The organism is Aquimarina sp. (assembly GCF_977115655.1).
On sequence record NZ_CDSBKO010000001.1, the window covers coordinates 43081 to 58325 of the forward strand.

Genomic DNA, 15245 nt, shown 5'->3' on the forward strand with positions numbered 1-15245 from the left:
ACATACAAAATACATATTTTTATATCCTTAATATTAAGATTTTTGAAATCGAATCCTTAAACTTGTATAAAATAACTTCGTTTTTATAAAAATAGTATCAAATACATGAAAACTTTATATATAATCAGACATGCAAAATCTTCATGGGGGTTTAATTTGCCTGATGATCAAAGACCACTTAATGAAAGAGGTTTAAAAGATGCAGAATTAATTGGAAAACAGTTAAAAACAATAGTAAAACCAATAGATAGAGTTTTGTGTAGCCCGGCAAAAAGAGCACATAGTACAGCAAAAATTATATGCGACCAATTAAATATATCTGAAGATATATTTTTTTTAGAACCAGATCTTTATGATTTTGAAGGATCCAAAGTAATTAATGTTATCAAAAATTGCGAAAACACAATTCAAACTTTAATGATATTTGGACATAATCATGCTTTTACTTCTATTGCAAATTTGTTAGGAAACGTATATATAGATAACTTACCAACTACCGGGGTTGTTGCTATAGAATTTGAAGCGGAAAACTGGAAGGATATAAATGTAGGAAAAAACCTTCTAACTATTTTTCCTAAAACCCTCAAATAATGGCAGAAAAGTATACAAATCAATATATAAACAGAGAATTAAGTTGGTTACAATTCAATGCAAGAGTATTACAAGAAGCTTCGGATAATACCGTGCCCCTATTAGAAAGGTTACGTTTTATAGGTATATTCTCTAATAATTTAGACGAATTCTTTAAAGTTAGATATGCTACAATTAAAAGAATAGACCTTGCAGGTAAAGATGGTAAAAATGTTCTTAAAGGAACAACGGCAAGTAAACTGCTGGAAAAAATAACAGCAATAGTTATTAAACAACAAGAAGAAAGCCTTAAAGCTATAGATGTAATAAAAGAAGAACTTAAACAAAGAGGTATTTTTATTATCGATGAAAATCAAGTAACACTCGATCAGGATGCATTTGTACGCAATTATTTTGTTAGTAAGGTTAGCCCGGCTCTTGTAACCTATATCCTTAATGATTTAGAAAAATTTCCCCATTTAAAAGATAGTGTAGCATATCTGGCAGTAAAATTGGTGCTCAAAGAAAAAATACCAAAAGAAGGAAGGATTTCAAAAATATTGCAACAAACTACTAAAGAAAAAATATATGCACTTATAGAGATTCCTAAGGATACAGATAGATTTGTAGTACTTCCTGAAAAAAACGGGAAACAATATATTATTATTTTAGATGATCTGATAAGATATTGCATGCATATAAATTTTAGTATTTTTGATTATATAAGTGCCTCTGCACACATGATTAAAATTACCAGAGATGCACAACTGGATTTTGATAATGATTTAAGTAAGAGCTTTATACAAAAAATTTCGAGCAGTGTAAAATCCAGAAGAGATGGCGAGCCGGTAAGATTTGTATACGACCAAACTATAGAAAAAGACACCCTCAATTTTTTGATGGAAAAAATGGGGGTGGATAATACAGATAGTATTATACCAGGAGGGAAATATCATAACCGAAGAGATTACATGGATTTTCCGGATCTTGGAGATGAAAGTTTGGTTTACCAACAAATGAAACCTTTAGCAATACCAGATCTTGTTTTACAAGGTAGTTTGTTGGATAAAATTGCTAAAAAAGACTTTTTGCAATATACCCCGTACCATACATTTTCATATACCGTAAAATTTTTAAGAGAATCTGCTATTGATCCCAAAGTAAAGAGTATAAAAATAACAATTTACAGGTTGGCAAATATCTCGCATATAGCCAGTTCTCTTATAAATGCAGCAAAAAATGGCAAAAATGTTTTGGTTCAGATCGAGTTACAGGCACGTTTTGACGAAGCAGCAAATATTAGATACGCAGAACAAATGCAAAGAGAAGGTGTGAATTTAATTTTTGGTGTAACAGGATTAAAAGTACACTGTAAAGCATGTGTTATTGAAAGAGAAGAAAGAGGAAAACTAAAAAGATACGGGTTTATAAGCACAGGAAATTTTAACGAATCTACAGCAAAAATATATACAGATTATACCTTGTTTACAACCAATGAAGATATCTTAAAAGAAACAAACAGAATTTTTAATTTTTTTGAAATAAATTATAAAACATATCGATATAAACATTTACTGGTCTCTCCCCATTATACCAGATCATCCTTGGTAAAATTAATAGATAAAGAAATTGGCAATATAAGTAAAGGTGTGCCTGCAAGTATCAAACTTAAACTTAACAGCCTAAGTGATTATGATATGATCGACAAGTTATATGAAGCAAGTAGGGCAGGAGTAAAAATAGACCTGATTATTCGGGGTATATGTTGTTTGATACCAGGGATTCCGGGAATGAGTGAAAACATTAGGGCTATAAGTGTAGTAGATAAGTTTTTAGAACACCCAAGGCTATATATATTCCAAAATGGAGGAAACCCAAAAGTCTATATATCTTCTGCAGATTGGATGACTCGTAATTTAGATAGAAGAGTAGAAATATCTTGCCCTATTTATGACGAAGATATTAAATTAGAATTAATAGATACTTTTAATATATGTTGGAGTGATAATGTCAAAGCCAGAAAACTTTCTAAAGATCAGGATAATGCTTACATTAGAAACGATAAAGAAAAAGTAAGATCGCAAATAGCAACTTATGACTATTACTTAAAAAAACTTGGAAATTAATTATTTTGTTAAAGATAGAAAAATACGGAGCTATTGATATTGGCTCTAATGCAGTAAGATTGCTAATAAGCAGCGTTCATCAAGAAGACGGTAAAGCTACCAGATTCAAAAAAACAAGTCTGGTTCGGGTACCTATTCGTCTTGGAGAAGATGTTTTTAAATCTAAAGAAGTATCTCACGAAAATATCACAAGAATGGTGGATACAATGCAGGCATATCAGCTATTAATGAGAACACATAAAGTAGTTAGATATAAAGCCTGTGCAACATCGGCGATGAGAGAAGCTGAGAACGGAGAAGAAATTGTACAACTCATAAAGGAAAAAACAGGAATCCAAATACATATTATTGATGGTAACCATGAAGCAGCAATAATTGCAATGACAGACTTACACCAATTAATTAATACAGATGCAACATATTTATATGTAGATGTAGGTGGAGGTAGTACTGAATTTACATTATATCATAATGGAAATAGTATAGTATCAAGGTCTTTTAAGTTGGGAACAGTAAGATTACTTAATGATTTAGTTTCTGAACAAGTTTGGGAAGATGTAGAATATTGGATAAAGAAAAATACAGAAAACTACAACAGGGTAGCATTAATTGGATCCGGAGGGAATATTAATAATATTTTCAAAAATAGCGGAAAAAGCATGGGGAAACCATTATCCTTTCTATACCTTAGTTCTTACTATAAATTGCTTAATTCTTTAACATACGAAGAGCGAATTTGGCAACTTAATTTGAACCAAGACAGAGCAGATGTTATTGTACCAGCAGTTAGAATATATCTTTCTGCAATGAAATGGAGCAATGCAAGAGAAATACATGTACCAAAAATTGGATTGTCTGATGGTATAATAAAATCACTATATAATGAAAAAATTAATAGCCAGTAAAATCTGTACTAAGCATTTTTAAACAGTTTTAAAAAGATTATTGTGAAAATAATTTAAATAGATTATTTAATATAGAATAAATGATTTCTCTTTATAAATCTATTTTTTTATGTTAAATTGTATTCATAATAAAACATCAAGTTACTATGAGAAAAAACATACTATTTACAGCTGTCTTTTTTGTATTTGGAGTATTGCTATCTAATGCTCAGGAAGTTTCCTATGGGATAAGAATAGGAGCAAACCTTAGCTCTATTAGCTCTAATGATATACCCAAAGATCTTGAAGATAGCAGATTAGGGATTGTTGCAGGTTTTTTGGCAGAATACCCCTTAACAGAAAAATGGAGTGTTCAACCAGAATTTCAATACTCTTCTCTTGGTAATGATGATAAATCCTTAAATGTAGATTATCTACAACTACCTGTTTTTCTTAAGTATAATTTTTCAAACTATTTCAACATCCATGCAGGACCCCAGATTGGGCTCAAAATATGGGAATGGGAAGATGATAATGTAATAGAAACTAATTTTAATACTTTCAATATTTCGGCAGTTGGTGGGATTGGAGCAAATATCACAGAAAACTTTTTTGCAGATCTACGCTATGATTTTGGGTTGTCCAATATAATTGATGACAAAAATATTCCCGAAGGAGCAAAAGGAAACACCAGAAACATCCAGCTTTCGGTAGGATATAAATTATAGAACACATATTAATATATAGCTAAAAAAGGCATAGGTTTTTTTAAACCTATGCCTTTTTTAGCTAATTACTATAATTGTTAGGACTGTTTAGTTTATAATAATTAAAAAAACTCTTCCTCAATGTAATATTGTTCTTTTGATAATTTATTAGGGAACGGTTTTTTAAACCACTAATTATACTATTGGTGGTCACTCTGGATGTTCTTATATAATTACCTAACTCATCTTGATTAAAAGGAGAATTTATAATTATTGTTTCATTAAGAAAATCTGAAGAACATTCAAATTTTTCTTTAAACTCTATAATAGCATTAATTAACCTTAATTCTGTAGATCTTATTTGCAGGTTTTTTATCCTCTTTTCGAGCTCAGAGTATTCCAAATCCAAAATATATAAAAGATCTTTATACAAAAAATTATTTTTCTTGATGACATCATAAATGTCATTTATCTTAAATTCATATATTATTGTTTTTGCACACAATGACTCTGAGGAAAATAAAGAGTACATTCTGCCAAAAATAATGTCTGTTCCAAAAATTTGATTCTTAGCTAATAAAACAGGTATTATTTCTTCCCCATTATTAGTGATACAACATATTTTTACTACTCCTTCCTTAATAAGGTAAATTTTTTCAGAAAAACATTCATTGTTTTTAATGATCTCATTTTGTTTATAAAATTTACAGGTATACTTCTCTTTCTTTATTAGAATATCAAATAACTCCAGATTCATTGTCTTGTTGAGTTTAGTTTAGTTAATCATGATAAACTGTTAAAATCAAAGAATATTATTAAAATTATGTTTCTTTTTTAATGCAAATCCATAAATTTTATGAGTTATACCAGTAATTTTTTAATATTCATAAATAAAAAAAAAGAGATTTTGTGTTAGATTTTTTATATCAATACTAATAATACAAATCTAATTTCGGGATAGAATTTTAACCCTTAATTAGCACAAAATCATGAAAATAATAGATTTAAAATCTAAAGACAATTTTGATCCATATAGTAGTAGTCATTTATCTTCTTCTGATATTTTATTAAATAAATTAAAAATCAAATAGACTTTCAAACAATGGAAACCACAGTTTCTCATGATATTTCTGAAGCAGAAATACGTGATACCTTTGGGCCTGTACCCTTAGTACCAGGTGATACTTTTTTAAAATCTAAAATTACAAATTTATCATTATCAGACCAATATCTTTTTCAAAGATTTGGACAAGGTCCCATTACAAGAGTACCATACAGATGCATACATCATGCATTTGAAGCAAATGCAGCAGTAAATCCAAACAGCATAGCTGTTAGCTATTTAACAGAAGAAATTACTTATGGGGAGTTAAATAACCAGGCTAATTTGCTTGCTTTAGAACTTATAAAAAGCGGGGTTCAAAAAGGAGATAATGTTGGTTTGTTTATACAACGATCAATACCTATGATAGTTGGGATACTAGCTATTTTAAAAGCAGGAGCAGCCTATGTTCCCCAGCATATTGGGTTAGCCAAAGAGAGCCAGTTGCGATATGTAGTTAAATCGGCATCTATAAATATAATTTTAACTCTTTCAGAACATAAAGATTCTGTTCCGGTAATTGAAAGCACAAAACATATATGCATAGATGATTTTTTGAAATCTTCGTACAGAAAACCTGAAGAAGAAATAAAACAACCCAATGTAGCAGTTACAGAAAATGATGTTTGTTATATAATTTTTACTTCGGGAACCACCGGGGATCCCAATGGAGTTCAGGTTACTCATGGTAATACATGTAATATTCTTCTCACATCACCGGGTAATTTAGGAATGAGACCAGGATTAAAAGTAGGGCAAATATTAAGTATTGCTTTTGATATGTCTGTATGGGAAATACTGGGAAGCCTTGCAAACGGGGCAACTTTGGTTATTAGAGGAAAAAATATTCAAGAAACAGTAAGCAAAGTAGACGTAGTAATTTCTACACCAACGATTCTTAGCTCATTAGACGTCGAATTGTGTAAAAACGTCAAGGTCGCAATAGTTGCAGGAGAACCATGTCCAAGAGTTCTGGCAGAAAAATGGTCCTCATTTTGTGCTTTTCATAATTCTTGTGGCCCAACAGAGATTACTATAATAAATACAGTAAAACGTTTTTTTCCAACAGATGAATTACTCACGATAGGAAAACCCACACCCAATAATACAGTATATATATTGAACGAGGATTTAACACCTTGTGCTATAGGTGAGGTAGGAGAAATGTGGGCCGGGGGCCTTTGTGTAACCAAAGGATATATAAATAATCAAGTTCTTACAAACGAAAGATATTTGGAGGATCCATTTCTTGGGGAAGGAAAAAAAATGTTCCGAACAAGAGATTTAGGAAGATGGACTCTGGATGGTGAACTTGAACATTTGGGAAGAACTGACGATCAGGTAAAAATATGTGGTTTTAGAGTAGAACTGGATTCTGTTTCCTCTATAATTGAAAAAATGCCAGAAAGTAAAAGAGCAATAACTTTAAAAAAAGACAACAGAACATTAATATCCTTTGTTAGCCCAGAAACCGTAAATAGCGAAAAAGTTAAAGAAGCAGTTGCCGAAGTGCTTCCATATTATTGTGTGCCGGCTATAGTTATAACAATGAAAGAATTGCCTATGACCAACAGAGGAAAAATTGATAAAAGAAAATTATTAGATAGTATTTCTCAATATCAAACATCAATGGATACAGAAACAATAATTAAAGATCAGGAAACAAAAAAAAACAGCCAGGTTTTTGATTTAGACAAAATACAACTCCCCCCTCAAAAAAAAACGTTTAGCAGAATATGGAAAGGAGAAAAACTTATGCATTATTACAGGTTGTTTGCTTTGCTTTTGGCTGCTAATATCGGAGTCTTAATTTATGGAATAACAGAAGCAGGGTGGTGGTCTGTAGAGAACATAAGACTAGATATAATTTCAAAAATAGCATTAATAAATTTTACTATTGGGATTTTGATAAGACAACAGTATATTATTAATTTTTTGTTTTGGATAGCAACCAGTATTCCAACCAGTTGGCCGCTTTCTATACGGCGAAGAGCAGGAAAAGTATATCATTTTGGAGGCATTCATATAGGAGGTACAATTAGCGGGACTTTATGGTTTACAGTCTTTATGGGATCTTTGTATTATGATTTTTTTAATAGCTTTAATCAACAACCCAAAAGCATAACCTTGTTATGGATTACATCGGTACTTACAGGAATCTTGATTTATATGATAATCATGGCTTTACCAGGGATGAGGGCAAAATTTCATGATAATTTTGAAAGAACACATCGTTTTGGAGGGTGGACCGCACTACTTTTATTCTGGGTGCAAATACTTTTGATAATCAAACAACAAAACTCTGAAATAAATTTTTCAGAAGCTTTATATAATTCATTTAGTTTTTGGATGTTGGTATTGATTACTGTTAGTATTGCTTTACCATGGCTGCGTCTTAAAAAAGTTAAAGTAGATATTACCAAACCTTCTAACCATGTTATTTTGGCCAGATTTAATTATGGCGAAACTCCTTTTGCCGGCTCTTCTACAGCAATAAGCAGAGATCCGTTAATGGAATGGCACTCCTTTGCAAACGTACCAGAACCAGGTAAAGAAGGGTTTAGGCTAACAATTTCTCGTGCAGGAGATTGGACAGGAGATCTTATAGATGATATGCCGAAATACTTATGGGTAAAAGGTATAACAACCGCAGGAGTAGGAAATGTAGATAAATTATTTAAAAAAGTTATCTGGGTGGCCACGGGTAGTGGGATTGGGCCATGTTTGCCACATCTTTTTTCACACGAAACCCCTGCTCGTTTAATATGGGCAACACGAAACCCAAGAAAAACCTACGGGGATGATTTGGTAGATGAAATTCTGGAATCACAACCAGAAGCATTGATATGGGATACAGACGAGCATGGAAAACCAGACATGGTAAAACTGGCATATAAAGCGTATAAAGAATTTAATGCCGAGGCAGTAATCTGTATCTCCAACAAAAAACTGACCTGGCAAGTAGTTTACGGCATGGAAAGCAGAGGGATTCCCGCGTATGGAGCGATTTGGGATTCTTAAAAAAATTAAATAAAGAACACAAACTCATCTTTTTTTATACAATAACGCACAGCAAAATCTGTAAATTTTTTAAAGACTTTCTTCCAAAAACAGAAAGATTGCAGGGAGATGCTGTGCAAAAATAAAACCTATGGATAATATCAAAATCGAACAAAGAAAACGGGTGGCGATTATAACTTTAAATCGCCCAAAAGCACTAAATGCACTAAACAATGCATTGATGCAAGAAATGGTATCTGCAATGCAAAAACTGGATAAGGATCCAGAAGTAGGATGTTTTGTAATCACAGGATCCGAAAAAGCATTTGCAGCAGGAGCAGATATAAAAGAAATGAAGGATAAATCCTATTTGGAGATGTTTCATGAAGATTATTTTGCCGGATGGGAAGCTTTTACAGCTATCAGAACCCCAAAAATAGCTGCCGTATCGGGGTATGCTCTGGGAGGTGGGTGTGAATTAGCCATGATGTGCGACATTATTTATGCATCAACAACGGCAATATTTGGACAACCAGAAATAAAACTAGGGGTAATACCAGGTATTGGAGGTACACAAAGACTAACCAAACTGGTTGGTAAAACCAAAGCAATGGATCTAATCTTAACTGGTCGGCTCATGCATGCCGAAGAGGCAGAGCAATCTGGGTTGGTATCCAGAATCGTACCAGCAGAAAAATTAATAGAAGAGTCTTTACAAGCAGCACAACTAATCGCATCTTATAGCAAAACCTCGGTAATGATAGCCAAAGAAACAATAGACAGAGCTACCGAGTTAAGCCTTAGAGAAGGAGTACTTTATGAAAGAAGGGTGTTTCATGCACTATTTGCAACAGAACATCAAAAGGAAGGTATGCAGGCTTTTGTAGAGAAAAGAACACCAGACTTTAGTAAATCAAATCAAGCACAAACCATTCAAACATTTTAATTATTAAAACTTATTTAAAAAAAATCATATCATGAAAAAAATCATAATCGTATTTGTAGCATTATTTATGCAATATAGCTTGATACAAGCACAGGAAGAAACAAAACAAGAAACCAAAAAGAAAGCAAACTTAGCAGTAAAAGTTATACAAAATAGTGTAGCTGGTTTTTCACCATTATTTGTCGGAAGTTTTGAAACCAATAAAAATTTTGATATTACTTTTTATAGTATGTTCTGGACAAATACCTCTTTTGGGAATGTAAAATCCGGAAGCGATCAATTACTGGAAACAGGAGTAGGGTTAGGATTTAAGGCAGCAAACAATAAACTATACCTAAATCCGGGAATAGGATTAGCACATGGTAAATTCTTTTCTAATATAGAAGGAACACAGATCGCCGAAGCCGTTATCCCTAATTTTTTCTTAGCATATCACGATAATATTTTTGATGTAGAAGGGTATGTTGCCTACTATAAATCTATTAGGGACAGAGAAACAATTGATACCAGAGATTTATTTTTACTTTGGGCAGCTCCGGGAATAAACATTAGTAAAAGAGTAGTTGTAGGAGCCTTTTTTGAAGAACTGGCGTTCATGAATTTAGAAAAAGAATCCGATGGTAATAAAAATATCCAGGTATACAGGTTTTTAGGACCATCTGTAAAATTAAAATTAGATAATGGAATGGCATTTAGATTCTCTGGTGGAGCCAATTTAGTTTCAGATGTTGGAGCTTCAGATGAGTTTTATAAAGTATCTGCTTTCATTCCTTTTTAAATATAGCTAAATTAATATGAAATGGTATAAAAGATTTATAAAGGAAAAAATCGAAGTTCAAGGCAAAAAATAGTTTGAAAGCCCGTTTTCACAGTTCAGATTTTTATAGTAATCTAAAATGTGATGTAATGAATAAGGCTATCCTGTTGGGTAGCCTTATTCTATTTTGTACCAAGTATATTGCTATCCGTGAATAGTTTCTTTTTTACCAAGGTCTTTCATTATATTGGCTTCAAAAATTAATAAATCCTGCCATTTTTTATCTACTTCTTCCCGATCTCCATATTGACGGGCAAAATTTAAAAACATAGTATAGTGATTTGCTTCACTTACCATCAAGCTTCGATAAAAATCTGCCAGTTCCTGATCTTCTAGCTCCTCAGATAATAATTTAAAGCGTTCACAACTTCTGGCTTCAATTAGCGCAGCATATAATAAACGATGTATAAGTTGCGTGGTTCTGCTGCCTCCTTTCGGAAAAAAAGTAATTAATTGCAATACATATTCGTCTTTTCTGTCTCTTCCCAAAACCCACCCACGAGCAATGATCTTATCATGAACCATTTTAAAATGGCTGATTTCCTCTTTAACTAGTTTAGTCATTTCTTGTACCAACTCTGTATATTCAGGAAAACTAACAATAAGGGATATTGCGGTAGAAGTGGCCTTTTGCTCACAATATGCGTGATCTGTAAGGATTTCTTCCATGTTTTTTTCTGCTATGTTTACCCATCTAGGATCGGTAGGAAGTTTTAAACCAAGCATTTATCTTTTTTATTTAGTTATTAATAAAACCAGTGGTTACAAAGATATTATAATATTGCAAAACAGTACCAGGTGTTTAAGGATTGATTCTGTAAAGAGTAAAATAGATAATCTCGAAAGCACAATATGTTTGTACTGTTTTACTATAAAAAAGCAAAGGAGTTATCATTGGTAAGATAAGGGTAACCGTACTAATTAAAAAGGTTTAAGTGTTTGTTTTTCAGGTTGATATTGTATTTGTGAAGCGATATAAACAGTACTAATATGGTCGTGTTCCTGTAAGCGTTTTTTGAAATTAATTTATACATTTAGAGTATTAGTATACTATAAAAAAATATCTGTTGAGTGTGTAATTATTACAGACTTAAAAATAAAAGTAATCAACAAAATATTCGATTGAGTAGCTACTATCAATTTTTGATTACAAATAAGAGGAACCTGAAAATCTTATTAATTTAGAGTAGGGACTAAAACTAAAAATCAATAAATCATGTCAACAATAAACTGGAATAACGGGAGACTAATAGAGCTTAATCAAGGAGATACAGCAACTAGTACTGGTAGTTTAAATAATGGGCAATTATATTGTTTGTTTTTTTATAACGCAGCAGGAAACGATGCTTCTACAGTGTTAAACATTGTTTGGTCAAATTCTCAACCACCTGTGCAAGTTACAGTTCCTGGTACTACTATGAACCAAGGATTGGCTGCATTGTGTTTTGTTAATGGAAGCCAAACAAATACAGTATCTGTAGCAATAACCAACGGAAATCAGGGTGCAAAAATTCAAGCCTTCATTGGTAGCGTAAAAATGCCTTTAGATACAGAAGGTATTAATAACACAAAACTAGAATTAAATGGTGAAGAGCAAGCATTTAAGAAATTTACTCGTTTTTATGCAGTTCCTGAATCGCACTGGTATTCGGCTCGTATCCAAAGCAATATTAACCAATTTACATCTGTACAGTTTTCAGAAAGCAAGGCTCAGGTATATATTGTAAATAAATTGGTGGATCCAAATAATGTGATCAAGTATGCTGGAAATTCTCAAGAACTGGTTACAGTAATTCCTTCAGATACACAGTCTGTAGCATTTAATTTGCAAGGTAATGGGCAACAACTTGTTTGGATAAATGCAGATAGTACACAAAATAGTAATGATGCTACTATAGCAGTACAATCATTGAGTAGTTTGTATAACGAAAATATCACAAGTCAGGCAGAAGCTTTGGCCAGCATGGTTTAGATTGATTTCGTTTTTTGAATGAAAGCATTATAGGTTTTGGCCCGCAATGCAGGGTATAATTCTCCGGGGCTTGCCCCGGAGTAATTGACTAAAGTATTAAATATTTTGATAGGTTGTTTTTTGCTTTTAAAAAACCTATAATACTTTCATTTATTTTGTATTAAGCCCAGAGCAAGCTCACTATACAAAAAAGGATAGCAGGATAATAAAAATCAATATCTTTCTAAAATATACATATTTTCATTAAGTATCTGAGTTTTATTCTTGATGGCACTATCCTTAATATAGATTTTTGACAATTGAAATTCATCTATATGCTCTTTTAGTAAATACCCTTCTAGGTTTTTATAATATGAAGCAGGTATTGTTTGATGGGCAAAAGGTTCGTTAGTGTCATTATTACTATCAAAATAGTTTAATAAGCGTTTATATACTTCTGTGTTTTCAACTTCGGGTAAGTACGATACACATCCTATCAGATCTCCTTCGTTTTGTAACTCTCTAAAAATGTTAAATAATTTGTTTGTGGTATTTTGATTTAGAAAAAATAACACTCCTTCCAAAAGAATAAAAATTGGTTTGTTTTTTATTAAAGGACGCAGGGTTTCAATGATTTCTTTTTCTGTTCTTTGATTAAAATCAATTACAGAATATTGGATTTTACGATAGGGAAGTTTTCCTTGGCGGATCCACGAATCAATTTTCTCTTTTTTATAATCAATAATATCTTGTTTGTCGATTTCAATAGTAGTAACATTATCTTCCATAAGAAATTGATACATGCTAAAACCAGCTCCAAAGTTGATTAAAGTACCGCCACTGTTTTTTATGAAAAACAATTTCAGAGTCTCATAAAAAAAACGATTTCTAATACTATGCAAAATGGCTTCATCTTTAGAAATTGTTTCTAAAATAGAAGGAATCAGAGCTTCGGTTTTGGGATTATTCCATAATTTGGCATAAATATCTTTACTGATATCCTCATAATATGACCGGTATGTAGAAATTACAAAAGCAGTTTCATGTATTTGCATAACTTTTGAGTATAAGAGTATTAATATCAAAAACGACTTCTCCTTTTTCCAAAATAACCCCCTTTTATTTTTTCTGTATATGTTTGTGTTGCTTTTGTAGTATCTTCAGAACTTATATAATCGTGATCTAAGGCAGGAACTTTTTTGTTCTTTTGTGTACTTTCTAATTCTTTAAGAGTTAATCGCTCTATAATATCAGAAATATCTTCCGTTTTTACAGAATACTTTCCTTTAGATATTCTATAAGAATTAAATTCTTCTTTTCTTTTATTAAGAACTGTTTTTAATTCTGAATAGGGTAGTTGTATTAAAATCATAATTGTGCGTAGGTAAATAGATTAGAACTAATTTTAAAAAAAATCGGCAATACAAATAATTAATTAATTATAACGTTATAATAGTGTCAAATATAATAAATATCGATGAAAGGTAAAAAAAATACGATGAAAGAATTTTTTTTTCTTTTTAAATCAATTTTATTTTTATATTTACAGAACAATAAACAGAAATATCCTTCTAAATAGAAACTAATGCATGATCTTAAAAAGATAAAAGAAGACACAGAAGCCAGTGTTGTTATATTAACAGACAATAAAGGTGATGTGATCGATTCTTTGGGTACAGAATTTGACAGTAATCTTGCTATGATGACAGAAACAGCATTTTCTATGTGCAATGCCATTTTAAAAGATATAGTTGGTTCTGATATGGACCAATTAATGGCTAAATCAGCAGATAGTTTTTTTATAGCAAACAGACTGGATAAAGATTCTATTTTATTAGTAGTCTCTAACAATTTGTCTAAGCTCGGATTACTTCTTAAGTATATGAGTTCTGTACAAAAATAATTTTAATTTAATAATCTAAAAACTTAAATCAATCAAACTATGTCAAATTTTTTAGAACAATTTATCGAAGATGTTAAAACTAATGTCCCTGGTTATGTTGCGGTTACAATAACCGAGGTAAGCACTGGTGTTTGTTATGTATCCAATTCAGAAAAAAAAGATTTTGATCCTGAAATAGCATCGGCTTATAACTTAGAAGTAGTAAAAGCTAAACAAAATGCTATAAAAGCATTAGGCTTAAAATCAAACATTCAGGACATTTTAATAACTCTTAATAATCAAATCCATATTATAGATCTTTCTGAAAATGGAGAGTACTTTATCTATTTAGCTGTGGATTCTTCAAAAGCAAATTTAGGAATGACCAGAGCGCTTCTTAAAAAATATAAGAAAGATGTAGTATCTCAACTATAATTTATTTCCTGTAAAATAATAGTTAAAATATTATTATACATGCAATAAGGGATACTTGTTAGTAAATAAAAAAGTCTCAATAGCTTAAAAGTTTATGAGACTTTTTTATTTCTTAATATTGAATAAATGCTAAAAATATAGATAATAATTAAGTATATAATCTATTGCGGAGGCTTTTGATTTTATGATATGCTTACATAAATATCAACTTCAGCATCTTTAGGGTTTTTTGCATCGTCGCCATATATTTCAAAATCGGTAGTATACAATCTGTTTAAATTTGTTTCCCAAATATTCACCCATTTATCATAAACTATTCCCTTAGTAATATCTCCTTTTGCAGTATATCTGGAGTATACATTTTTTTTAATTTGTATACCAACCATTCCCTCAGGAACAGTATTTATGTTTTTTACTTTGCACCCTATAATTGTAGTATATCCTTCTGTATGATCACTTTCATAATCGGTATATATTACATAAATAGAATTTTCGAGTTTATTAGGGATTTTATAGATAGTTTCTTTTCCTGTAAAAGTGTTCCACAATTCAGGAATATCCTTAATGAATTGCTCTTTTTTTCCAGTTGTACGTACAGAGATTCCAATTACCCAAAAAGGTGCAAGTTTTGTTTTTATCATATTCTTAAATCATTAAAAGTTTAATTGTGCAACAAAACTAAGTGGGATTAATGACAAGAGTATGTCAGTAGTATATTATACATTGTATTATTTAATTGTAGTAAATCGTGTTTATTACTATATAGATTTTTAAAAACAATAATAGTATCATAGTTTTTTCTCTGAGTTCTTCAATAAATACAAT

Annotated in this window: 15 protein-coding genes; 10 read left to right on the forward strand and 5 right to left on the reverse strand. The window is 31.2% G+C overall.

What is annotated here, in order from left to right:
- Positions 1–105: 105 nt before the first annotated feature.
- From ACZIYX_RS00155 to ACZIYX_RS00170, 4 genes are all read left to right on the forward strand, one after another.
- The gene (locus tag ACZIYX_RS00155) at positions 106–591 is read left to right on the forward strand and encodes a SixA phosphatase family protein (RefSeq protein ID WP_462680157.1); all 486 of its coding nucleotides are present in this window, start codon (positions 106–108) and stop codon (positions 589–591) included.
- Complete coding sequence (gene ppk1 / locus ACZIYX_RS00160; protein WP_462680158.1) at positions 591–2696, forward strand: polyphosphate kinase 1; 2106 nt, start codon at positions 591–593, stop codon at positions 2694–2696. The genes ACZIYX_RS00155 and ppk1 overlap by 1 nt, the downstream gene beginning before the upstream one ends.
- A 5-nt stretch (positions 2697–2701) precedes the next feature.
- Positions 2702–3601, forward strand: coding sequence for a Ppx/GppA phosphatase family protein (locus ACZIYX_RS00165; protein WP_462680159.1), 900 nt, complete (start codon positions 2702–2704; stop codon positions 3599–3601).
- 146 nt (positions 3602–3747) lie between these two features.
- On the forward strand, positions 3748–4308 hold the full coding sequence (locus ACZIYX_RS00170; RefSeq protein WP_462680160.1) for a porin family protein: 561 nt from the start codon (positions 3748–3750) through the stop codon (positions 4306–4308).
- 61 nt (positions 4309–4369) lie between these two features.
- On the opposite strand, the gene ACZIYX_RS00175 is transcribed toward ACZIYX_RS00170, so the two are convergent.
- Positions 4370–5044, reverse strand: a complete 675-nt coding sequence (locus ACZIYX_RS00175) for a Crp/Fnr family transcriptional regulator (RefSeq protein WP_462680161.1) — start codon at positions 5042–5044, stop codon at positions 4370–4372.
- Positions 5045–5389: 345 nt separating this feature from the next.
- On the opposite strand from ACZIYX_RS00175, the gene ACZIYX_RS00180 reads away from it, so the two are divergent.
- The 3 genes from ACZIYX_RS00180 (at position 5390) to ACZIYX_RS00190 (ending at position 10113) form a co-directional block, all read left to right on the forward strand.
- A complete protein-coding gene (locus ACZIYX_RS00180) occupies positions 5390–8410 on the forward strand; it encodes an amino acid adenylation domain-containing protein (RefSeq protein WP_462680162.1) in 3021 nt (1006 codons plus the stop codon).
- Positions 8411–8540: 130 nt separating this feature from the next.
- The gene (locus ACZIYX_RS00185; RefSeq protein ID WP_462680163.1) at positions 8541–9335 is read left to right on the forward strand and encodes an enoyl-CoA hydratase; all 795 of its coding nucleotides are present in this window, start codon (positions 8541–8543) and stop codon (positions 9333–9335) included.
- Between the two features lie 31 nt (positions 9336–9366).
- On the forward strand, positions 9367–10113 hold the full coding sequence (locus ACZIYX_RS00190; RefSeq protein WP_462680164.1) for a DUF6733 family protein: 747 nt from the start codon (positions 9367–9369) through the stop codon (positions 10111–10113).
- 183 nt (positions 10114–10296) lie between these two features.
- Here the strand turns inward: ACZIYX_RS00190 and ACZIYX_RS00195 are convergent, their stop codons facing one another.
- Positions 10297–10878, reverse strand: coding sequence for a MiaE family protein (locus ACZIYX_RS00195; RefSeq protein WP_462680165.1), 582 nt, complete (start codon positions 10876–10878; stop codon positions 10297–10299).
- 490 nt (positions 10879–11368) lie between these two features.
- On the opposite strand from ACZIYX_RS00195, the gene ACZIYX_RS00200 reads away from it, so the two are divergent.
- A complete protein-coding gene (locus ACZIYX_RS00200) occupies positions 11369–12124 on the forward strand; it encodes a hypothetical protein (protein ID WP_462680166.1) in 756 nt (251 codons plus the stop codon).
- A 212-nt stretch (positions 12125–12336) separates the two neighbouring features.
- Here the strand turns inward: ACZIYX_RS00200 and ACZIYX_RS00205 are convergent, their stop codons facing one another.
- Entirely contained in the window at positions 12337–13158 is an 822-nt protein-coding gene (locus ACZIYX_RS00205) for a class I SAM-dependent methyltransferase (RefSeq protein ID WP_462680167.1), read from the reverse strand.
- A 26-nt stretch (positions 13159–13184) separates the two neighbouring features.
- On the reverse strand, positions 13185–13475 hold the full coding sequence (locus tag ACZIYX_RS00210; RefSeq protein ID WP_462680168.1) for a hypothetical protein: 291 nt from the start codon (positions 13473–13475) through the stop codon (positions 13185–13187).
- Between the two features lie 213 nt (positions 13476–13688).
- Here ACZIYX_RS00210 and ACZIYX_RS00215 point away from each other — a divergent pair, with 213 nt between their 5' ends.
- Complete coding sequence (locus ACZIYX_RS00215; RefSeq protein WP_462680169.1) at positions 13689–14006, forward strand: roadblock/LC7 domain-containing protein; 318 nt, start codon at positions 13689–13691, stop codon at positions 14004–14006.
- Positions 14007–14045: 39 nt separating this feature from the next.
- Positions 14046–14420 carry a hypothetical protein gene (locus ACZIYX_RS00220; protein WP_462680170.1) on the forward strand — a complete coding sequence of 125 codons (375 nt, stop codon included), beginning with the start codon at positions 14046–14048 and terminating at the stop codon, positions 14418–14420.
- Positions 14421–14602: 182 nt separating this feature from the next.
- On the opposite strand, the gene ACZIYX_RS00225 is transcribed toward ACZIYX_RS00220, so the two are convergent.
- Positions 14603–15061, reverse strand: coding sequence for a GyrI-like domain-containing protein (locus ACZIYX_RS00225; RefSeq protein ID WP_462680171.1), 459 nt, complete (start codon positions 15059–15061; stop codon positions 14603–14605).
- Positions 15062–15245 lie beyond the last annotated feature (184 nt).